Raw genomic sequence first — 22,166 nt, forward strand, 5'->3', positions numbered from 1 at the left:
TGTGCATCAGGAACTGGAAAGCTAACAGTTCTGACGTTTTTTACTCAGGAGGTATCATTATTTCTCTTTGTAGCCACCGTATTCGTCACCATAAAAGTAGTTGTAGCGTGCTTTAAATTTCTCAAACAGAAAGACGACGATGACTTTTAAAATGGCATAGCCGGGGATGCCCAGAATGACACCGACGACACCGAACAGGTTGCCGGCCACCAGCAGCACAAGAATAATACTGAGCGGATGAACCTGCATCGTTTTGCCCATGACATTGGGTGAGATAAAATTGCCTTCCAAAAACTGAACAGCTGCCCAGACAATCCCCAGTTTCAGCAGCATGATTGGTGAATCAACAATCGCAATAATAATGGCAGGTGTTATAGCAATCATTGGACCTAAATAAGGTACAACACTGGTTATCGCAGCGATAATGGCAAGTGTGATGGCGTAATCAAGGCCAATTATCAAATAACCGATGTAGAGGAGGATACCAATACATGTGGCAACAATAATTTGTCCCTGAATATAGGAGCCAACCTGGACATCCATATTCTGCAGAATTTTATTAACTTCATTTCGATATTTAGGAGGCAGCAAATTCAGGAAAAATCGTTTAAACTGGCCGCCATCCTTTAACATAAAGAATAAAATAATCGGAAAGGTAATAATAACGGCAACGACACTGGTGATCGTACTGGCAACATTCTGGAACCCTTCAACGGCTCCGCCTATATAGTTGCCTACCTGACTGGATATATTGCTCAAATTGGACGTCAGCCAAGCATAGCCCTGTTGATAGTATGGGGCCAGAAATGATTGCTGCAGCCAGCTGTCAATACCTTCCCCCAGCTGCTGTACGTAAGCTGGAAGTCTGGATACCAAATCTTTAACCTGTGATTCAACGGCGGGTGCCATCAGCAAAATCAACCCTGTAAGGATTCCGCTGAGTGCCAGAATAATAATCACAATGCCCCAAATACGGTAAATATGTAATCGTTCCAATAAATCCACAATCGGATTTAATAAATAGAAAGCGATAAATGCCAGAATAAACGGCGGTAAAATGGTTGATGCAATCGTTATAAGTGGGTCAAATATAAAGGACACCTTTGTATAAATAAAGATGGTAACACCAATTAGAATTAACAGCGTCAGACCGTAAAACAGATCACGGCCGCCAATAAATTTCATGAACCGGCTCAGTGTTTTCATAATGACCCTCCTCTGAACTCAAATTATAAATGATAAGGCGACAAAATACCATAACAGCAAGCGTTTCAATTAAAAATAAAAGCCAGATCCCTAAAGGAACTGGCTTATTTTTAAATCATCAGCAGCCACAATTGCCGTATTCAGACTTAAAAAGTTTTTAAACCGCACTTCGCCAAGTGGGTGTTTGCAGGAACCTTCCTGTCTTCCTCTCATAAGGAGGCACGACATTCCAAGTCCCGATATAAAACTCCCTAGTCATATGTCAGAGGTTAAAACTTAATAGGATACGCACAATGCAGCTTAATTCATATCATACACCTTAAAAACTCAAATAGCAATAAACGATTGATCGTGCCAGTTCCCACGGCCAGGGTTAAATTTTCGTGTTTTTCTTTTTGGCACGTTCTTCAAGCTGGCTGTCCGGCTGCTGGTCGGCCACGTCCTCACCCAGACCCTGCTTGTTTACACTCGTTTTGACCTGCTGTTTGCTCTGGTTATCTTTTTTATCAGACATAAAAACACCTCCTGCCAGTAGTATTTCTGAGCGCAAGTGTTTTATGCTGACTAGCAGCTAAACCCAGATTAACGTAACGCTGTAAAAGAGCTTTTTCTGACAATCACCTGTCCAGCAAGACCCTGGTATTGCCTGCCATATCATGCAGACCTTGTTTCTGATCAGTAAAAGCAACGAACAAATACAGGACATTTGTCCACCAGAACACACGATGAATAAAACGGCCAATCACTTCCCGAAAAAACAGATCACGCCATTTAAGCGGCTGCCTGTCTTCACGGACAACCAGAAGGCCGAAGATCATTTTACCCAATGTCTTCCCATAAAATTTTGTCATCAGTAAGAAATAAACATACAGAACAACCATGCTAATGATACCCGCAACCGTCCAGTCCCAGATACCTATTGCATCCCCGTCATTGATGAACTTAAAGGGACTCAGCAGGATGCCGTTAAGACTGAAGACAACGATCAGATCGGTGAGGTAGGCCCAAAAGCGCATCCAGAATCCAGCATAGCGTTTTGTATCGGCTGCAGGCGGCTCAGTATAAGTTTCCTGATACTCATGCATAACGGCACCTCCCTATTTTGAGTATAAATACATAGCGCGCGGTCCATCTGACTGCTGCAAGAGTTCCTGCACAGCTTTCAAGTCAGTGTGATCGTTTTGAAGCAGGTTTTGCGCCCAACCGCCAAGCATATTATTAACACCGGTATTTGACTTGTACTTAACGACCTGCGCATTTGACCAGTCATAATCGTCTTCCATCATAGCCGTTGTATCGTCAAAATCGCCCAGTTCATCGACAAGACCATTGTCTGCTGCTTGTTCACCGGTATAAACCCGGCCATCTCCAAGATCACGCACTTTGGATTCGGACATATCACGGCCATCAACAATCACCTGTACGAAGTCGTCATACATATCATCAACCATAGATTGCAAAATATCACGTTCATCATCGGTCATCTTCCGCGTCTCGGACATAATATCCTTATATTTGCCGCTTTTGATCGTATTCACATTAACACCAAGATCATCAGCCAGTTCGGAAACATTGATGCTTTGCATAATCACACCAATCGAGCCTGTCAATGTGGCTGGATGAGCGACAATTTTATCAGCAGAAGCGGAAATATAATAGCCGCCCGAAGCGGTTGTATTGCCCATTGAAACATAAACGGGTTTGTCATGGTCTTCTTGAATCTCAACAATTTCATCATGAATCTCATCGCTTTCGACAACGCCCCCGCCCGGTGTATTGAGACGCAGTATAATCCCGTCTACCGACTGATCTTCACCGACATGCTCCAATTTCTTAAGAAAACGGTCATGATTGTAGCCCTCATTCAGCAACGACGATTGAGACGTATTCTGAATGGTGCCATTAAGCTGCAGCGTGGCAATTTTATGACCAGAACCCTTTTCAATAACCTCCTGCTGATACTGGTTTTCCGGCCCATCAAACAGCGTTTCCACATCACTTGAAAACAGCGTGCTCGTGAAACGAAAGAAGAGGGAAAATGCTAAAAGAGCTGCTGCAACTCCGAGTGCAATCCAACGTTTTTTGTTCAAGCTGACATCCTCCATTCTGTTTATACAGTTTATGTAATCGCTATACGTCTATCTTAGACCATTTTCACCCAAATTTTAACAGCCAGATAAAATTTTATAAGTTCAGTTGATTAAGAGCAGCTTTCAGGTTAGCTAAGTCGTCATTCTTTAATGTGATCCCTTTTCCCATTTTCGCTTTATCGGGCGACCAGTCACGCAAATCGTATTTCGGCTCCCGTCCATTCCAGCTGACGACGTTTAATTCCTTCGTCCAGCCCTTTGGCGACTCAGATAATACCGCAATATGGTCGACAATATCATAGTTTATATCAGCCATCGTTATTCCTCCTGTAATCAATACGCTAGTCAACAACGAATGATGCAGCAGCGTCTCCTGAACAAACGGAGACGCTCCCAATGACAAGCTGCATTTTAATACATATTATAATTCTGTCCAGTTTGTGCGCCTTCCACACTTTTTAGGTACCCACGGGCAACGTGCTCTGCCGGCACAGGTGTGAAACCGGCAAATAAATGGCCAATTCGGTCCCAGGATTCCTGAACAATATTCGGACTGACACTGTTTATCCGGATACCTCTTGGCAGTTCAATCGCTGCAGAGGCTACAAACGCCTTAATACCGCCGTTTGCCATCGCAGCTGAGGAACCGAAAGGAATCGGATCATCCATCATCACGCCCGTTGTCAGGGTGAAGCTTCCATAATCATTCATATATTCCTGACCTAAAAGAACAAGATTAACCTGGCCTTTCAGCTTGCTTTCGATGCCTTTTTCATTCAATTCCGGCGTTAATTCCGGAACTGATTTAAAATTGGCACCTCCTGATGCATTAATAACCGCATCTACAGGGCCAATTGTTTTATACATGTCCGAAATACTTTCCGGTGACATGATGTCAACAGAGACGTCAGCGCCATTCCGCCCGGCACGAAACACCTCATGCCGGGATGCCAGACTTTCCGTTACCTTCTCGCCAATGGTGCCGCTTGCTCCAACTACCAGTATACGCACACACATCATCTCCTTTCGTTCATAAAAGTTCGAGCCACATTATCAAAAGGACAGGAAACCGTTATAAATAGATGGATCTGCTTTTTCTCTTGCTTTTCTTTCGCGGCGGAACATATCCTTGTTGATTAATTCTTCCTTTTGACAGGTGACACTTCTCTAGAAATATATCCATTTCAGCCGTATCATATGTCCTGAAAGCGGCTGTCAGGATTTTTGCAGCGACCCGGGCATCCTCCAGAGCATGGTGATGATTAAATTGAATCCCCTGCTTACGGGCAACTGTATTTAATTTATGGTTAGACAGCTCAGGCCAGACAATCCGGGAGATATTGCATGTACAAAGATAGTTCATCACTGGATAGGCAAGGTTAAAGGCATCCAGTGTATGCCGCAGGACGCCCATATCAAAACTGGCATTGTGAGCCACAACCATTTGCTGGGTCAAATAGCTCTCCAGTGTGGGCCACAATTGGGCGAAGGTAGGCGCGTCCGACACGTCTCCTGCTGTAATACCATGTACCCCAATATTAAATGAACTAAAAGTCATCAGCGGATTAATCAGACTATAAAATTCATCGACAATGACACCGTCGTCCACAACAGCCAGTCCAACTGCACAGGGACTGCTGCGGCTTGCGTTAGCCGTTTCAAAGTCAATCGCTGTAAATCGCACTAACCTCACTCCTCTCTCCTGCTAATACTAACTGACGTATTAACGCCTGTTTCAAAAAACTTCCGCCAAGCAATTTGCATGACGGAAGTTTTCTTCTGACTAACCAGCATTTTTGCTGCTTCGCGGACTTTTCATAAACAAGGCCAAAACGATACCGGCGACCGCAATCAAACCGACAACGATAAAGGATATATTCACACCATGGATTTGCCCTGATGCGCCTTGATCCGGCAGTGCCGCATTGGACATAACCGTTACCATCAGTGCTGTACCGACAGCACCAGAAATCTGACGCATTGTGTTATTCATGGCTGTTCCATGCGGCATCACTTTATTCGGCAATTCGTTGAGACTTGCTGTGGTGGACGGCATCAATACCATTGCCACACCAAGCATCCGTACCGCATTCAGAATAGCAATATAGGCGAATGAGGTATCCGGTGACAGCGTTGAGAACATAAATGTCGTTACCGCCAGAATGGTCAGCCCCATAAGCGCTAGATATTTGACGCCAAACTTATCAAACAGCCGCCCGGTTACTGGGTTCATAATACCCATAACGACAGCACCCGGCAAGAGCGCCATGCCTGACTGCAATGCCGAGAAGCCCAGCATATTCTGCATCAGAATCGGCAGGACAGTCTGAGCACCGATCATAGCCATAAAGACGACCATGCCAAGAGCTGTTGCCAGCACAAACGTATTGTACTTAAATATCCGGAATTCCAGAATCGGCTCTTCAAGTTTAAGCTGCCTGAGAATAAACATAGTCAGGATAATAGCACCAGCTATGATCCCAATAATCACTTGCGGACTGCCCCAGCCTGCATCTGTTCCAGCAGCACTGAACCCGTACAGCAGACCGCCAAAACCGAGTGTTGACATGATGATGGATGGCACGTCCACTCTCGGAAAAGTCTGTTCGGTGACATTACGGAGCAGAAAATACGCAACGATAACATCGATAATTACAATTGGGATAATGATTAAAAACAGAACACGCCATTGGTAATGGTCAATCAGCCAGCCTGATAAGGTAGGACCAATCGCTGGCGCAAAGGCAATAACAAGCCCGAACATGCCCATGGCCGATCCGCGTTTTTCCACAGGATAGAGAAGCATTAAAATTGTCTGCATCAACGGTATAATAATGCCGGCTCCGGCTGCCTGAATAACCCGGCCAGCCATCAATATAAAGAAAGATGGTGCGATCGCACAAATAACAGTGCCCACGCCAAATAAACCCAGAGCAAAAAGGAACAGCTGTCTGGTCGTAAAACGCCCGACAAGCAGCGCTGTAACAGGTATCATAATCCCGTTAACAAGCATGAAAACGGAGTTCAGCCACTGTGCCGTACTTTCTGTAAGGTCCATATCAATCATAATACGCGGCACCGCTGTCGCCAACAGCGTCTGGTTTAAGATGGCGGCAAATGCCCCCGAAATGAGCACAAGCATGAGTGTCGTTCGCTTTGCCTTCGATTGTGAGTATTCTAGCGCTTGATTTTCAGACATATAACGAACCTTCTTTCTTTGATTAAATAAAACAAGTTCCCACAATCTGCTCGGGAACAAATCAACGTTGAAACATACCAGCTAATTATAGCAGACTATGTTTGATCATAAAATGAATGTGCACATGGTAGCACAACATGCGCATTATACTGGAAAAACAGCATTGAGGAGATGAATGAAGAAAGTAAAACCCAGCAGGCGCGCAATCACATCGACAATTCTAGCAATTATCGTTTTGACATAAAAGAAGAAATTATTAACTGAAGGACAGAAAACGCACAAAGAATGGTTATTATCTATAGGAACGGTTAACGCTGAAAGTTATAATGAGGAAAAAGGGGGGGTAATATGTGTCTTATTAATTTTCAATTCCATAGCCATCCACAATATAAATTAATTCTTGCTGCCAATCGTGACGAATTCCATCAGCGCCCTACTGCACCAGCTCAATTTTGGAAGGACCATCCACACATTTTGGCTGGAAGAGATTTGCTGGGAATGGGGACTTGGCTGGGTATTACCAAAACCGGCCGATTTGCAGCATTAACCAACTGCCGAAATGCAAATGACAATCAAACTTATCCAGAATCACGCGGAACGATTGTTAAGGATTTCCTCAATGACACCATGTCGGCCAGCGAATTTTTGCTGTGCCTGCAGGAAACAAAGGATAGGTATGCCGGTTTTAATATAATCGCCGGAACACCCGATCACCTCGTATATTATAACAATATTGAAAACAACATCGCGACTGTTTCACAAGGTACTCACGGACTGAGCAATGCATTTTTGGATACTCCATGGCCAAAAGTATCGAAAGGAACAAGCAGGCTGGCAGCCTATACAGGCCAGCATAGGCATGTGGCCACCGAGCCGTTGTTTAACATCTTGTCTGATACGGAAAAAGCTGCAGATAACGACTTGCCTGAATCAGAGATCACTCATGTTGATCGGCAGCTCTCACCAATCTTTATTAAGACATCCGGTTATGGAACCCGTTCTTCAACTGTTTTGCTTATTGACCGGAATAATCATGCTGTATTTGCGGAACGAACCTATCAGAATGGGGCTTTTAAAATAGAAAAGCCATTTTCATTTACAATCGGTTAAACTTCTGAGCGTTTTCCAGACTCTAATAAAAGCGAACAGCATTCAGCTGTTCGCTTTTATACGACGCTATTCTCTTTGCCGTATTCTAAGGATTTCATCGGCTACAAATTGTACTTGTGTTCCAACAACAACCTGAATACTATGCTCGCCGACAACATTGATGCCCGGTACTCCGGCTTCTTTGATTTTAGCCTGGTTAACGTTGTTCATATCATCAACTTCCAGTCTTAAGCGGGATACACAGTTATCAACACTCCGGACGTTGTCATCACCGCCGAGACCTTCATAAATGGTCTCAGCCATAACCGTTGTCTTATCCTTTTTGGAAGCACTGGCATCTTCCTTAGTACCTGCAGCCTCAGTCTCTGTCGCTTCACTTTCCTCTTCTTCTACATGCTCGTCATCTTCACGTCCTGGTGTTTTCATATTGAATTTACTGATTAAGAAGCGGAATATAAAGTAGTAAAGCACCGCAAATACGAGACCCTGCAGAATGAGCATAAGCGGTTTGTTTGCGATTGGCACACCGAGACTTAAAACGTAGTCAACTAAACCGGCGCTGAAACTGAATCCGGCCGTCCACTGAAACAACGCTGCTACAAATAATGAAAGCCCTGTTAAGGCTGCGTGTACAACATACAATGCAGGTGCCAGGAACATAAATGAGAATTCCAGTGGCTCTGTAACACCCGTAAAAAATGAAGCGAAAGCAGCAGCCATCAGCAGTGACGCAGCCTGTTTTTTCCGTTTTGTTTTAGCTGTATGATACATCGCTAAAGCAGCAGCAGGCAGACCAAACATCATAACTGGGAAGAATCCAGCCAAGTAGCGGCCGGTAATTCCTTTTGTGCCCTCACTGGCCCAGAAACTGGCGATATCATCAATGCCAGCCACATCAAACCAGAACACATTATTAAGGGCATGGTGCAGACCAGTCGGAATGAGCAAACGGTTAAAGAAGCCGTATAATCCGGCACCAACCGCATCCAGATCAACGATGGACTGGCCAAACGAAACCAATGCATTATAGACAACAGGCCATACGAAGAAAAGAATAGCTGAAACAACCATCATGAGTGCCGCACTCAAGATCGGCACTAAACGCTTCCCGCTAAAGAAAGCAAGTGCGTCGGGCAGCTTCACGTGACTGAATCTGTTGTACATAATAGAGGCTCCGAGACCTGAAAGAATCCCGATAAAAACGTTTTTAGTATTTTCAAAAGCAGGATCAACCGCGCTCTCCTCAATCCCCTGGAGTCCAGCAACCCCGCTGACGCCAAGAACTGTTGTGGTTACCAGATAGGCAACAAGTCCGCTTAATGCAGCCGAGCCATGCTGATCTTTAGACATCCCGATAGCAACACCAACAGCAAACAGAATGCCCAAGTGACCGAGGATGGCATCACCGCCATTTGTGAGAAAATTGGCGATGACATTATTTTCATCAGCGCTCGCTATCCAGTTTCCGATACCCATTAGAAGCGCGGCAGCGGGCAGTACTGCGACAGGAAGCATTAAAGACGTACCAAGCTTCTGCAGATATTTCATCATGTTTATTCCCCCCTGTATTCATTTGATAAATTTAACGAACCCACAATCATGCCTGATTTATGGCAAGAAGTACAATCATCTGGTGAATCCGATTACAATCTAAATATTAACGTTATCTTACTGTTTGAATTCGATACTATTAGTGCGTTCGCAAGCGTTCAATATGCAGTGTAATGTATCCAAGTTCCTCTTCAGGCAAGCTAATACCATGTGTCTTTTCTGTTTCCTCAGCGACATGCATAGCACATTGATAAGCGGCATCGTATTTTTGTCTGATCATGTTGAACATGTCTTCATCCATAACATGACTATTTTGATCTTTAGCTCGTGTTAAGGCAAACTGCAAATGTGTCACAAGCCGTTCATAAGCAATGTCCGTCTCATCAATAACAACATTTAAACAATTCCTGATCTCTTGCACCATGTTCTGAACAATCGTTGTCTGACGCACCGTTTCGTGTATATCACCCCCTCCAATTTTCATTGTATGAAGATACAGTGCAATAAACGCCGCTTCATCCACAGGCATTTCTATACCGATCTCTGTTTCAATATGCTGAAGAGCCCATAAACCAATCTTAAACTCCTGCCGGTATAACACCTTAATCTCCCGCAAAAGGGCATTTTGCAGCTGAATGCCATTCTGTTCACGCTCGATAGCAAAGGAAATATGATCAGCAAGCTGGATCAGGACATGATCACTTAAATCCGTCTTCAGCTGTTGTTCAGCATGGTTAATAATATCTTCTGACACAATAAAGTGTTTTTCCGGAATTCGGAGCAATAGCTGCTGTAATGGTTCATTCTCTTTCAGTACAAACAATTTCTCGATTTTTCGGGGATTTACCACGTCATGTTTTTGTTTATTGAAGCCTATGCCCGAACCGATCGCAATTTTTTCTTCGTCTTCATCCCAAACAATGACGGCATTGTTATTTAATATTTTTCGGATCGTCATCCGGGTCACGCTCCCTTTCACATTGCGTAGCTACTTTTCTGACGCCGTGATAATCACCGTTTCGCCTGTTTTTCCGTTGCTTTCTTCCGTCATCGTAAATGTCTTATCAGTATCCTGGCCATTCGTGATAACAACCGGCGTGATATCGCTTGAAGCGTTCTCACGAATATAATCGAAATCACAGGTCATAAGCGGATCACCCTTAGCGACCTGATCCCCTGTTTTCACATTCGGTGTAAAACCTTCACCATTAAGGGAGACGGTTTCAAGCCCAATATGAACCAGAACTTCAATGCCGTCTTCTGTCCGCAGTCCAACAGCATGTTTCGTCTCTGGCAACTGAACAACCTCACCATCCACTGGTGCTACAATTTGGTTATCGGACGGTTTGATCGCGATGCCATCACCCATCATTTTTTGACTGAAAACTGGATCGGGCACATCTTCCAGTGAGATAAGCTCACCAGCGACAGGCGCTACCATCTCTGTTTTCGAATTGCCCTTCTTAAATAAGTTTTTAAACATAACGAAAACTCCTTCTCTGGGATGCTGATTCGCTGGATGAATCTTCAAACGCAGGCAGAAAAAAAGATATAGCGGCAAACAAGGCGCCCTTTCCCCTTGTAATATACCACTATGCCTAATCATGTCAGTAACATGTGTCATCTATCCAGTTATTTTTAGTTTATCACGCTTTATTTTAAATGACAATCCATAATTTCAAAAAATAGTCACATGAAGAACCGCTCAGCACTTGTCATCAGTCAGCATCAACCTTATTCAGTACCCGTCAATCGATAAATGTTAAACCGTTCATAGGGATCCCGATTAATCATCTCCGGCAGTACGATCTCCTTTTGCCGTTCAAAAGCAGTTTCACCATCCAGAAACCTAATATATGCGTTTGATGCATAATACATAATCAGTTCAATCTCCCGTGCGGATTGCGCAGCCGAATGCAGAATATTATTAACCACCTGCTTGAACACTTGAATCGAAAAGGGATTAAAAAAATAAAACCGGTTATCTGCCGGATCAATTCTGTAGTCTTCCGCTAAACAGCAATGAAAGGAAATAGGGTCGGTAGCCTGCTTTGTTTGCTCCATATAACGATAGCGATTTTTAATAGCTTCTTTAAAAAGTTTGTAATTCATTTCCACACCGGTGACAGACGCCTGATAATAATAATGACTAAAAAAATTCAGACGACCTTTTCCGCAGCCGAAGTCCACGATTTGATCATGACTCGTAATATGATAATTATGACATAACGTTTCCAGCGCATGATAGGGTGTCGGTTCATAGGGGTTATGATGCAGGTCTGCATGTATCCATTTTTTTCGGCGGGTTTTGATATTTAATAACTTGTCATAACGGTATTCCTTCATAACCGAACTCCTTTAAACGATAATAATCGTGGCGGGATCACCATGATGCGGCATCTAATGATACATACAGAGGATCCATCCAGCACAGCAGAAGGCTCTCATTAACCATATCATAACATACGATTTGAAAAGCCTGTAGACAGCGTGCGTCATCTGCAGTCCAAAATTCCGTCACAAAAGATTCATATTTATGCACACAAACATGATTGCTTTATAGCACTTGATTTTCTATAATCGTGTTAATCTCGGTATAAGAAGAAACGGGGGACAAAGCATGAAGAAATATATTTGGGCCGCCCTGATCATATTGACATTGGCTTTGCTCAGTGCATGCAGCAGTGAGGGCAGTGACAGCACAGCAGACGATGAACATGAAGAACCGGCCGCCCTTCATGTTGACTTCGATCCGCCCGAAACAGCAGAGGCGGGTGAGACAGTTACATTAAAAGCGACCGTTACATACGGCGATGAGTTAGTCAAAGATGCAGAGGAAGTCCAATTCGAATATTGGAAACAAGATCATAAAGACAGCAGTTCCATGGTGCAAGCAGCTAACCAGGGAAACGGAATTTACACAGCTGACGTAACTTTTGAGGATAATGCGGTTTACGAAATATATGCACATACGTCAGCACGAGAACTGCACACAATGCCTAAGGAAGCCATAGTGGTTGGGGACGCAGAAGAAAATTCTGATACCGCTAATGGCAGTGACAATCACTAAATCGCTAAAGCAGGCTGTGACCTTAAATAACAGGTCTCAGTCCTGGCATAATCGCAGTGGTTACTTAAAAGAATAAACCTGTTTTAACCCCAATAGTAAATGGGGTGTTCTAAACATACACCATAAACTGAATATAGATCTGAACCATAACATAAAGCACAATCGCATATTTATAATTATGCTTGAATCCATTCTTCAAAGGGCTCAGGCCGTTCGTGTCACTTAATACAATAACCGGCATAAGCAGCGGTGACACCAAAATCGAAATAGCACTGCCTGACGTAACTGCAAGAACGACAAGTTCAGGCGGATAAGGCAATGAAATATCTTCAAGAATCCCCGCGACAAGCACCATAACGGTAAGTGGTCCAAGTCCCATAAAGCCAAGCACGATAACAATTAGCGGCAGGAAGTACAATATATTAATAAAAGGGACAAACTCCTGCAGCGCATAAATACCATCGACGATCACTGTTCCAATACCCATTTGATTTAAGCCGAATATGAGGACACCTGCTGCTGTCAGAACACTAAACTGGTACCCCTTTCCGGATAGACCGTACCGGTAATAGTCCTGTGCCTCGTCGAGCTGCCTTTTTGGCCGCTTCTTAATCAGAAAATAGCTAGTCGACCAAATTAAAATGACGATTGGAATCAATACCATCAGTTCCACATTCATAATCGAGTAAATGAAAAAAATAGTGCCAAAAAGCGAGATGAACAGAAAGCCGAATTCCAGCGCCTTTCGTATCTGTTGTTTTTTGTCTGAAGCATCTTCCCGCATCCTGTCAAGTTCTGTATTAATAGCAGCGGTCAAATCAACCGAATAGTGTCTCTCTTCAGCGTAAGAAAACCCAATTGCTACGATCATTGCTGCTGCAGCCGTGATTAAGCCTTGCATCATCGTCGTAAATAATGACGCATCCAGTGCCTCGACTGCATAAGCGAAGCTGGGAATGCTGATAACCCACAGAGTCGAAAGAGCGAACGCGCGCAACAAAGCAGTTCCCTTAAATTTTTCCCATGCCTCGCCCCGCTCATTTTTTAAAATGTTATTAACAAATTCATACATCATCGGGATGGAGCCAAACAATAAGAAATAGGCAATAATATGTGTGAACACCAGTATGCCCGAGTAGAATTTACGACTCGTGTTGAGAAAGTTGTGTGCCAGACCGATTATTTCCTCAATATAAGGCTCTGACCGCAATACCCAGCTGATCATCGGAACAACAGCCAAAAGACCAATAATATTGCTCATTTGCAGCAGCCCGCTTTGCAGATTTCCTAGAAAAGGGCCGTCTGTAAACAACACCATAATGACAGACCCTGTCAGAAAAAGGAAAAGCGGGAGTTTAAAGTGCTTAACCCTGAAACTGACACCTGCCAGAACCAGCATGATCAGCCCCAGAGTCGCTTGAATAGCTGTTAGCACATCCATTTTAAGAAAGTAATTAACAAAATACAGCAGCACATAAAGAAAAATAACAAATCTGAGCAGTTTTGCGTCTGTGGTGACATTCATTTTGATGTTCCTCTCAAACGTATTCCGGACCTTATGTTACTCAGTTTTGAAGCTGTTGCCAAATATGGCTAAAAGACATGCATTGAGCCACACATTTAAAAACAACACTCTCTAATCTCAGTGTCTGGCGATCGTGCTGAGATATATCTATGCTGCGTCTTCATCCATAAACATAACAAGCGCCCAAACATGTCTGACTAAACATGTTTGAGCGCTCATGCAGTGACTTAGACCCAGCCGCGGAATCGAACAGCCTCAGCCAATCTGCGGATGCCTACCATAAAGGCTGCCAATCGCATATTGACCTTGTGTGTTTCAGATGCGTCATAAACTTTATTAAACGCATTGACAAGGTTCGACTGCAGCATATTGGCAACGTTTTCAGCACTCCAGTAATAGCCTTGGTTATTCTGTACCCACTCAAAGTAGGATACAGTCACGCCACCGGAACTTGCAAGCACATCCGGAACGAGCAAAACACCGCGATCTGTCAGAATTTTTGTAGCTTCGCGTGTCGTGGGACCATTTGCGGCTTCCACAATAATAGATGCCTTGATATCCCGGGCATTTTCCTCTGTAATCTGATTAGCAATTGCAGCCGGAATAAGGATGTCACAGTCCTGGGAAAACAATTCCTTATTCGATATAGGATTGTCAAATTGATTGGTTACTGTACCGAAGCTGTCCCGCTTTTCCAGCAAGTAATCAACATCAAGACCATTTGCATCGTAAATGGCACCGTATGCGTCTGAAATGCCGACAACTTTCGCACCTTCATCATGCATAAATTTCGACAAATAACTGCCGGCATTACCGAATCCCTGGACAATGATCTTCGCCCCGTGCAGATCCATGCCACGCTTCCGGGCTGCTTCTTCAACACAGATAGTAACGCCTTTAGCCGTTGCCGTATCACGGCCTTGTGAGCCACCCAGTGCAATTGGCTTTCCGGTAATAAACCCTGGTGAATCAAACTCACTGATCTTGCTGTATTCGTCAACCATCCAAGCCATAATCTGCGAGTTTGTAAACACGTCGGGTGCCGGAATATCTTTTGTTGGTCCGACAATCTGGCTGATTGCGCGGACATATTCACGACTGATGCCTTCTATTTCCCGGAAAGACATCTCCCGCGGATCACAAATGATACCGCCTTTGCCGCCGCCGTACGGAATATCCAGAATACCGCTCTTCATGCTCATCCATATAGCCAATGCTTTAACCTCTGTCTCATTGACATCCGGATGAAAACGGACGCCGCCTTTTGTCGGTCCAACTGCATCACTGTGTTGAACACGATAACCCGTAAATATCTGGACTTTTCCGTCATCCATACGAACAGGAAACCGCACTGTAAGCGTCCGCATTGGTTCTTTCAATAATTGGTAGACCTCATCGGGATAACCCAGATTATCGAGCGCCTCTTTAATCGTAACCTGTGTTGAATCCATCAAATCAACGGATTCACCCGTTTGTTCATTCTCCGTTTTATTAACCATTGGTATGCTTCACTTCCTTGACTTGTAATGATTACTTAGTTGGACAAGACTTGATAAATTTTATCAATTGCCCAATAGATCTTCCTCACTAATAATCAGCGGGGGGTGCAAATCAAATAACAATTTCATGTGTCTCTTTGCAAAGCAGACCGGCTTCTTTCAGTGCCTCACAACAACTTCTTGCCGGTTCATAAAGCTCGACGCCCACAAACAGTCCTCTTCCGCGCACTTCCTTAATAGCAGGATTATCAAGCCCTTTTAGTTTTTCCAGGAAATGATTCCCGAGTTTAAGGGACCGTTCCGCTAAATGTTCTTCTTCAATGACATCGAGAGCTGTGACAGACACAGCATACGCCAGCGAATTGCCCCCGAATGTTGAGCCATGTGATCCTGGGTTAAAGACATCCAGCACATCGCAATTTGCCGCAATACATGATATTGGCATAACACCGCCGCCAGGTGCTTTACCGAGTATATAAACATCGGATTCAACATTTTGCCTGTCCGTCCAAATCCTGACTGAAACTACAGCACATTCTGATCACGGCACACATCATATGCCTCTTTCAGAAAAACCTTCTGCTGGCGGAATATTGATGCCTGCCTCGCTTTGAATTGGCTCCATCAGAAATGCAGCCGTATTAGGTGTTATAGCCTCTTTCAGTGCTTCAATACCACCGTATGAAATCACCTTTAGCCCTGGAAGATCGGACCATATCCGCATTTGTTATCGGGGTCGGTGGATAATGAAACAGGCGCCATCGTATGACCGTGGAAGTTATCGTCACATGCTATGATTTCGGCCTGATCTTCAGGAATCCTTTTTTTATCGTAACTCCAGCGGCGTGCTGCCTTAAGAGCTGTCTCGACTGCTTAAGTGCCTGAGTTCATTGGCAGCACCATAGTTTTGCCGGTTACTTTTGATACTTTCTCATAAAATGGGCCAAGCTGATCATTATGAAAAGCACGGGATGTCAGTGTAACACGCCCTGCCTGCTTTTGAAGAGTCCTCATGACTTTGGGATGACGATGGCCATGATTGAGCGCCAAATAAGAGCTTAACATAGCCATGTATTGATTGCCCTCAGGATCGTTCACCCATACACCTTCTGCTTCCGAGATCACGACTGGAAGTGGTTTATAATTTGGCGCACCATAGTTTTCCGTCTGTTAATGATTGCTTTTGATTCGCTCATAACAAAAGGACCTCCCTATTTATTATACACCAGTTTAATAGCAAAATCCATGCCAAATATACCTTCTTTTGATATGGCAGACTTTCATGATATGTTAAGATTTATAAGTGCAAATTTATTTGGCATATACCCTGTGTCACTATTTGTCCCGCTGCTGCGTGAACGAAAAGAAGATATTGACCTTTTAACACAGAAGTTTATCGACAAGTACAATGCCTCATTTGAAATGGATATTAAAGGAATCAGTTCACGCGTCAGACAAATCCTCCAAGAGCATGATTAGCCCGGAAACGTCCGGGAACTGGAACACACAATCGAAGGTACTATGAATTTGATCCTCGATGATGATATTATCACAGTTGACAGTCTACCCGTCAACCTGCGGGGAAAATATCAGCAGGAACCGCGTGAATTCGCAGCTGATTTATAAAACACACATGAGAACGCAGAGAAACAGTCGCTCAAAGCGCAATCGGCGGATGCGGAAGTTTGGCCTTTAATAAACGGGTTCATACGTCCAGTAACCTAGCTGCAAGGGCCATACACAGGATTCGCATGACGCGTCAACACGTTTTATAGTAATCACGTAACAGGAGGAATGTCCTATGGTCAAGGAGTGGCTTACTAACTCACATTATACTGTTGTATTCACCGGCGCTGGCATGTCCACTGAGAGCGGTCTGCCTGATTTCCGTTCCGCTAACGAAGGCTTATGGCAGCAAAAAGATCCAAGCCAGGTTGCCAGTACCGAAGCCTTGAATAACAATGTTGAAGAATTTATCGATTTTTACCGGAGTCGCGTGCTCAAAGTTCAGGACTACCAACCTCATAAAGGCCATGCTATTTTAGCGGCGTGGGAAAAGGAAAATCAGGTTAAATCCATCATTACTCAGAACGTCGATGGCTTTCACCAGAAAGCTGGCAGTCACAATGTTGCGGAGCTTCATGGCTCACTAACAAAACTGCATTGTCAATCCTGCGGCTGGGAATATGACAGTCAGGCCTACGTTAATCACGTCTATTATTGCACGTGCGGTGGTGTTTTACGGCCTTCTCTTGTTCTTTTCGGAGAAACACTGCCACAGAAGGCCTTCCAGTTTGCCGTTTCTGAAGCGGAAAAAGCCGATCTGTTTATTGTGCTGGGGTCTTCATTAAGTGTATCACCAGCCAATCAGTTACCGCTTCTTGCCCGGGAAAATGGCGCCCGGCTCGTAATTGTCAATCGTGATCCGACAGAACTTGACAGCTATGCCGATCACGTGATTAACAGACGAAACATTGGTGACGTATTACAGGAATGGCATCGCTAGTGATAAAATTGGGACACAAGTGTGAACGGCGAAGCCTGCATGCCCCACAGATTGCAGCTCATTCGGTGAAGTCTTCTGTTCGGCTGACAATGGCTCATCATGCATCAGCTTTCAAATAAGTCCTGTCGCTTTCTGTAATGTTATGACTTTTATTGCCGAAGCGATTGCATTTTAATTTCAAGATGCCATAATAGTTCTTGTGCGTTTTGAGAAATAAACGCCCCAAACTCACACCATTTGAAAGGGAGCATGAGGACGATGCATCATACTACGCTTGCACAGAGCCGTGAAGATCTGCTGACGGCTATTGCTGATAAACGTCAAAAATTGGTCGATACCGGCATGACTTATGGCTTAAACGACGAAAGAACCCTGAGATGCAGCAGACAGCTTGATAACCTGCTGAATTTAAAGAAACATAGCGATTGTCAATTCTTCGTGCTGACAGGATAGTCAAGCTCCATCACAGATATTTTCCGTTATGGTCACTAAACGGACAGGTTTTCACCGTTTTCTGCCTTTTTTCTGCTGGTTGTATTCATTCAATTGGATGACAACTCCCTGGACAACACGTGTATCGTCATTGACGTTGCCTTCATCCTTTTCTTCACGCAACCCCCATCTTTTCAGCAGATAATACAACGCAAATGCATAGCTGGTAAGCTGTAAAATTTTCAGCACACCGCCTGCCGCCTGCTGATCATAAACCGCTGTCAAAACTGGCAACAGGGCACTTGATGCAGTAGCATATGTTCCGTACATTGGTTCTTGTGCGACCAGCAGATAAAATCCAGCCGGCATCAAAAACATCGCCATAAAAAATACGAGAACAATTCGTTTAAAGTAACTGTGACCGGCCACTGCAGTCAATGGCTGAATAATCACCCACCATGTCAAAAAGGCAAGACTCATAAACAATACCTCAAAGAGAAGCTGCAATGATGTGCTTTCATGAATAACGCTAAAAACCGGCGGAATCAGATAAATCGAGATAAGGACGTTAAACATGATTGCCAAAAACCATGGATGATTCAGTATCAGCCTCGCCGCTTCCGCACGCCGGTGATTCCAAAAAAAGGCCGCTACATACTGCTCAGGCAAACTGAGAATAAACAACGGCATGATGACAAACGCCATAAACGAGAGCTGAGATAACAGAGCACTGAACAAATAATGGTCGGCAATCACAGCAAATGGTGTCCCTTTGACAAGGAAAAACAAACTGATAGCCAGAAAAAAATACATCCGCTGTGTATATGTCGCCGAAACATGAGGCGATCTAATCATTTTGCTGATATACCAGTAACACAAAAGCCCTGTTACCACCAGTGTCACAGGGCCAGTCAGCTCATACCATGCATGATTCGCCAATACATGGTGCATCATGTATCACCCCTAATCTGGATTGGCGTCTTGATTTGTTAGAGATGCAGAGATTTATGTTTTATGGCTTCACCGGCGTTACTCGATAACTTTCCCTGGATTCAGTCTATCATGCGGATCGAGTGCTTGTTTGATGCTGCGCATGACTCGGAGCGCCTCACCATGTTCCCGCTCCTGATATTTTCGTTTACCCGTGCCGACACCGTGCTCGCCAGTGCATGTGCCACCACGTTCAAGCGCATAACTGACAATCCGTTCATTCAGCATATCAGCCCGCTCAATAGCGTCCGGGTCATCCGGATTCAGCATCAATAAAATATGATAATTTCCGTCCCCAACATGGCCGACAATGCCGCCCGGAAGGCCTGAATCAGAAATGGCGGTGCGCGCATCCTTAATGGCACCGGCCAGCTCGGAAATAGGAACACAGACATCCGTTACCATCTGTTTTCGGCCTGGGTGATTATGAATAAAGGCATAAGCTGCATTGTGACGGGCTTCCCACAATTTGTTGCGGCCAGCTGTATCCGTTTCAAATTCCACTTGCCGGCAATTCATATCAGTGACGATATTTTCCATAAATTGTACGTCTTGCTGCAATCCGGCTTCATTGCCATGCAGCTCCAGAAATAATGTAGGCACTTCCGGATAGTCGGTTTCGCTGTATAGATTCATCTGCGTAATAGCTTCTTCATCGACGAGTTCCACCCGAGCTACAGGGATACCCGACTGCATAATGGCAATCACGGCGTTCACCGCATCATCAACACTTGTGAATTCGGCTCTTCCCGCCAGAATATGTTCCGGAATGCCAGTTACTTGCAATGTCAGTTCACTAAAACAGCCCAATGTCCCTTCTGACCCAACGAACAACCCATTCAGGTGATAGCCTGACGACGATTTGGCAGCCAAATTACCGGTGTGGATGATCGATCCATCAGCCGTAACAACTTCCAAATCACGTACGTTATCCCGCATGATGCCATACTTAACGGATGTCGTCCCACTGGCATTCGTTGCTGCCATACCCCCAAGTGTCGCATCTGCGCCGGGATCAACAGGGAAAAACAGTCCGTATTTCTTAAGTTCTTTCTCCAGTTGCGAGCGAGTAACACCCGGCTGCACTGTGACAAGGAAATCATTTTCTCTTACATTTAAAATTTTATCCATGTTGGCAAAATCAACGACGATACCACCCTGTTGCGGAATAACACTGGCCTCTAAACTGGATCCGTAACCATATGGTGTAACAGGCACATCATAGGCATCCGCACAATTGATTACCGCACGGATCTCCTCAGCTGTTTCCGGAAACACAACAATGTCCGGCAAATGTGCTGTGTGGTACGATTCATCAGAACTGTGCTGCGCCAAAAGCGTATCGTTGGCAGTGACACGTTCTTCCGCTAAGATTGTCTGCAGCTCTGTCACAAGCTGCATCGTTGTTCCCGTTCCCGGCATAATCTTCACACTCCCTTTTGGTAATGACCGGCAGGTATTCACTACCGTGCCTGCGAAAGCTGAATCAAGTTGCCGCATGTATCATCAAAAACGGCAAATGTCACTGGACCTGCTTCAGTCGGCTCTGCAAAAAAGACAACACCCTGATCAGCGAGGCGGGTATATTCGTCCTGAAGATCATCGACAACAAATGATGTCATCGGAACACCCTGCTCGTAAATTGCTTGCTGATATGTCTGTGCTGCCTCACTGTCATTCGGCTCCAAAAGCAATTCAACACCGTCCGGTTCCTCAGGTGAGACAACCGTTATCCATCTAGCCGCACCTGCCGTTGTATCCATTTTTTTCTGAAACCCGAGAACCTCTGTGTAAAACGTTAAAGCTTTTTCCAGATCATCTACAAAAACACTGGTTATTTTAATCCGCATATTGATCCTCCATTCTAATGACTCCAGTATATCAGGAATGCCCTATTCGTTTACATACGATCGTTTTTCCTACGATACATGCGTGCCATTGGTGACTGGCTCGTCCGGCCGCAGCAGCATGACATCATGTTCGTTCTGAACACCGCCAAGCACCAGTACTTCTGATTTAAATCCAGCAACGCGCATTGGCAGCATATTAACGACACCGACGACTTGACGTCCGACAATCTGTTCAGGTCTATAACGATTGGTGATTTGCGCTGACGATTGTTTTCGCCCCAGTTCCTCCCCAAAATCGATCTGCAGTTTAATGGCTGGTTTTTTCGCTCCCTGAAGAGGTTCAGCTTTTAAAACTGTTCCGACACGCATATCAAGTTGATTAAAGTCATCAAGTGTTGCCATGTTCACACCTCCAGTTATGTCACTTAATTGGTTTATAATATAATTCGCTTAACGATCGTTATTTTCCTGCCTATGCCGCAGTTTTCTCCAGAGGCATTTAACATGACAGACCGACGAAAGCATTATATAATAAACTTAAGGAGCGGATAACGTATATGAGTCAATGGACGTTTAAAAACATGCCTCAATTCATTGAGAAGGAATTGGAGGCTATTGATGAACTGGTTAAGCCACAACTGAATAAAAGCACGAAATATATGATGATTGCCATCCCATTTCTGATTATTTCAATTATTAATCTGTTTATTATGCTCGTCATCACGGGATACCAATCAGACATGCTGCTGTCACTCGGTATCTACGCACTTTTAGGAGCTATTGGCGCTGCCTTGTTCAAGGAATCCAGACATGTGAACAAAGAAATACGGCAAATAGGGATGGATCATATCATTCAGCGTATTAAATCCAGTGAGCTTGTGAATGATTATATGAAAGATCAATATATTAATGAGATTAAAGCCAAACCAAGGTCTAGTCTGCAAACCTTCTTTAACTTCCTGTCAGATGAACATCAGCGGCAGAAATAATAAAAATGTGATATAAAGGAGCTGCTTTCAACAATTGCTGTCAGCGAAACCGACCTGACACAATACGCAGAAAAGGAATTGCACAGCGAGAAGTGAACGTGCAGCCTGTCCGCATATAGAGCGACCATACAACAAGCAGGCACACCCCT

23 protein-coding genes, 1 other RNA gene and 2 pseudogenes are annotated in these 22,166 nt (G+C 44.4%); 6 read left to right on the forward strand and 20 right to left on the reverse strand.

The annotated features are described in order from the left end of the window. Positions 1-57 precede the first annotated feature (57 nt). The 9 genes from ACFQU8_RS03620 to ACFQU8_RS03660 form a co-directional block, all read right to left on the reverse strand. Entirely contained in the window at positions 58-1,206 is a 1,149-nt protein-coding gene (locus ACFQU8_RS03620) for an AI-2E family transporter (RefSeq protein WP_382357807.1), read from the reverse strand. 118 nt (positions 1,207-1,324) lie between these two features. Beyond that, a non-coding RNA gene (ssrS, locus tag ACFQU8_RS03625) (6S RNA) lies at positions 1,325-1,511 on the reverse strand. Positions 1,512-1,579: 68 nt separating this feature from the next. Beyond that, a complete protein-coding gene (locus ACFQU8_RS03630; protein WP_382357808.1) occupies positions 1,580-1,720 on the reverse strand; it encodes a small, acid-soluble spore protein L in 141 nt (46 codons plus the stop codon). A 103-nt stretch (positions 1,721-1,823) separates the two neighbouring features. After that, positions 1,824-2,291, reverse strand: a complete 468-nt coding sequence (locus ACFQU8_RS03635; RefSeq protein WP_382357809.1) for an RDD family protein — start codon at positions 2,289-2,291, stop codon at positions 1,824-1,826. Between the two features lie 12 nt (positions 2,292-2,303). Next, positions 2,304-3,296 (reverse strand): signal peptide peptidase SppA, encoded by a 993-nt coding sequence (sppA, locus tag ACFQU8_RS03640; RefSeq protein WP_382357810.1) that lies wholly within the window; start codon positions 3,294-3,296, stop codon positions 2,304-2,306. 94 nt (positions 3,297-3,390) lie between these two features. Beyond that, positions 3,391-3,612 carry a YdbC family protein gene (locus ACFQU8_RS03645; RefSeq protein WP_382357811.1) on the reverse strand — a complete coding sequence of 74 codons (222 nt, stop codon included), beginning with the start codon at positions 3,610-3,612 and terminating at the stop codon, positions 3,391-3,393. Between the two features lie 95 nt (positions 3,613-3,707). Then, positions 3,708-4,307, reverse strand: a complete 600-nt coding sequence (locus ACFQU8_RS03650; protein WP_382357812.1) for a short chain dehydrogenase — start codon at positions 4,305-4,307, stop codon at positions 3,708-3,710. A 61-nt stretch (positions 4,308-4,368) separates the two neighbouring features. After that, entirely contained in the window at positions 4,369-4,989 is a 621-nt protein-coding gene (locus tag ACFQU8_RS03655; RefSeq protein ID WP_382357814.1) for a 3'-5' exonuclease, read from the reverse strand. Positions 4,990-5,079: 90 nt separating this feature from the next. After that, a complete protein-coding gene (locus ACFQU8_RS03660; protein WP_382357816.1) occupies positions 5,080-6,495 on the reverse strand; it encodes an MDR family MFS transporter in 1,416 nt (471 codons plus the stop codon). A 348-nt stretch (positions 6,496-6,843) separates the two neighbouring features. Here ACFQU8_RS03660 and ACFQU8_RS03665 point away from each other — a divergent pair, with 348 nt between their 5' ends. Beyond that, entirely contained in the window at positions 6,844-7,605 is a 762-nt protein-coding gene (locus ACFQU8_RS03665) for an NRDE family protein (protein ID WP_382357817.1), read from the forward strand. Positions 7,606-7,671: 66 nt separating this feature from the next. Here ACFQU8_RS03665 and nagE read toward each other — a convergent pair whose 3' ends face one another. From nagE to ACFQU8_RS03685, 4 genes are all read right to left on the reverse strand, one after another. Next, complete coding sequence (nagE, locus tag ACFQU8_RS03670) at positions 7,672-9,156, reverse strand: N-acetylglucosamine-specific PTS transporter subunit IIBC (RefSeq protein WP_382357818.1); 1,485 nt, start codon at positions 9,154-9,156, stop codon at positions 7,672-7,674. Between the two features lie 139 nt (positions 9,157-9,295). Continuing rightward, positions 9,296-10,114, reverse strand: coding sequence for a PRD domain-containing protein (locus ACFQU8_RS03675; protein ID WP_382357819.1), 819 nt, complete (start codon positions 10,112-10,114; stop codon positions 9,296-9,298). 30 nt (positions 10,115-10,144) lie between these two features. Continuing rightward, positions 10,145-10,639 (reverse strand): PTS sugar transporter subunit IIA, encoded by a 495-nt coding sequence (locus ACFQU8_RS03680; RefSeq protein WP_382357820.1) that lies wholly within the window; start codon positions 10,637-10,639, stop codon positions 10,145-10,147. Positions 10,640-10,890: 251 nt separating this feature from the next. Further along, entirely contained in the window at positions 10,891-11,502 is a 612-nt protein-coding gene (locus ACFQU8_RS03685) for an SAM-dependent methyltransferase (RefSeq protein WP_382357821.1), read from the reverse strand. A gap of 274 nt (positions 11,503-11,776) precedes the next feature. Here ACFQU8_RS03685 and ACFQU8_RS03690 point away from each other — a divergent pair, with 274 nt between their 5' ends. Further along, on the forward strand, positions 11,777-12,226 hold the full coding sequence (locus ACFQU8_RS03690) for a FixH family protein (protein WP_382357822.1): 450 nt from the start codon (positions 11,777-11,779) through the stop codon (positions 12,224-12,226). Between the two features lie 109 nt (positions 12,227-12,335). On the opposite strand, the gene ACFQU8_RS03695 is transcribed toward ACFQU8_RS03690, so the two are convergent. From ACFQU8_RS03695 to rocD, 3 genes and pseudogenes are all read right to left on the reverse strand, one after another. Further along, positions 12,336-13,751, reverse strand: a complete 1,416-nt coding sequence (locus ACFQU8_RS03695) for a hypothetical protein (RefSeq protein WP_382357823.1) — start codon at positions 13,749-13,751, stop codon at positions 12,336-12,338. Between the two features lie 227 nt (positions 13,752-13,978). Beyond that, the gene (locus ACFQU8_RS03700; RefSeq protein ID WP_382357824.1) at positions 13,979-15,250 is read right to left on the reverse strand and encodes a Glu/Leu/Phe/Val family dehydrogenase; all 1,272 of its coding nucleotides are present in this window, start codon (positions 15,248-15,250) and stop codon (positions 13,979-13,981) included. Positions 15,251-15,285: 35 nt separating this feature from the next. Beyond that, positions 15,286-16,417: pseudogene (rocD, locus tag ACFQU8_RS03705) on the reverse strand (ornithine--oxo-acid transaminase); the annotation flags it as partial. Between the two features lie 120 nt (positions 16,418-16,537). Here rocD and ACFQU8_RS14220 point away from each other — a divergent pair. The 3 genes and pseudogenes from ACFQU8_RS14220 (at position 16,538) to ACFQU8_RS03720 (ending at position 18,209) form a co-directional block, all read left to right on the forward strand. Next, positions 16,538-16,876: pseudogene (locus ACFQU8_RS14220) on the forward strand (hypothetical protein). Positions 16,877-17,051: 175 nt separating this feature from the next. Next, positions 17,052-17,756 (forward strand): NAD-dependent protein deacylase, encoded by a 705-nt coding sequence (locus ACFQU8_RS03715; protein ID WP_382357826.1) that lies wholly within the window; start codon positions 17,052-17,054, stop codon positions 17,754-17,756. A 258-nt stretch (positions 17,757-18,014) separates the two neighbouring features. Beyond that, positions 18,015-18,209 carry a Spo0E family sporulation regulatory protein-aspartic acid phosphatase gene (locus ACFQU8_RS03720; protein ID WP_382357827.1) on the forward strand — a complete coding sequence of 65 codons (195 nt, stop codon included), beginning with the start codon at positions 18,015-18,017 and terminating at the stop codon, positions 18,207-18,209. A gap of 51 nt (positions 18,210-18,260) precedes the next feature. Here ACFQU8_RS03720 and ACFQU8_RS03725 read toward each other — a convergent pair whose 3' ends face one another. The 4 genes from ACFQU8_RS03725 to ACFQU8_RS03740 all read right to left on the reverse strand — a co-directional run bounded on the left by ACFQU8_RS03725 (position 18,261) and on the right by ACFQU8_RS03740 (position 21,430). Beyond that, positions 18,261-19,139, reverse strand: a complete 879-nt coding sequence (locus tag ACFQU8_RS03725; protein ID WP_382357828.1) for a cytochrome c oxidase assembly protein — start codon at positions 19,137-19,139, stop codon at positions 18,261-18,263. Between the two features lie 78 nt (positions 19,140-19,217). Next, positions 19,218-20,600, reverse strand: a complete 1,383-nt coding sequence (locus ACFQU8_RS03730; RefSeq protein ID WP_382357921.1) for an FAD-binding oxidoreductase — start codon at positions 20,598-20,600, stop codon at positions 19,218-19,220. A 41-nt stretch (positions 20,601-20,641) separates the two neighbouring features. Then, positions 20,642-21,028 (reverse strand): VOC family protein, encoded by a 387-nt coding sequence (locus ACFQU8_RS03735; RefSeq protein WP_382357829.1) that lies wholly within the window; start codon positions 21,026-21,028, stop codon positions 20,642-20,644. 69 nt (positions 21,029-21,097) lie between these two features. After that, positions 21,098-21,430 carry a tRNA-binding protein gene (locus ACFQU8_RS03740; RefSeq protein ID WP_382357830.1) on the reverse strand — a complete coding sequence of 111 codons (333 nt, stop codon included), beginning with the start codon at positions 21,428-21,430 and terminating at the stop codon, positions 21,098-21,100. Between the two features lie 155 nt (positions 21,431-21,585). Between ACFQU8_RS03740 and ACFQU8_RS03745 the strand changes: the two genes are divergently transcribed. Further along, a complete protein-coding gene (locus ACFQU8_RS03745) occupies positions 21,586-22,017 on the forward strand; it encodes a DUF5392 family protein (protein ID WP_382357832.1) in 432 nt (143 codons plus the stop codon). Positions 22,018-22,166 lie beyond the last annotated feature (149 nt).

The sequence above is a fragment of the Lentibacillus kimchii genome (assembly GCF_042666895.1).
Taxonomy (GTDB): Bacteria; Bacillota; Bacilli; order Bacillales; family Amphibacillaceae; genus Lentibacillus; species Lentibacillus kimchii.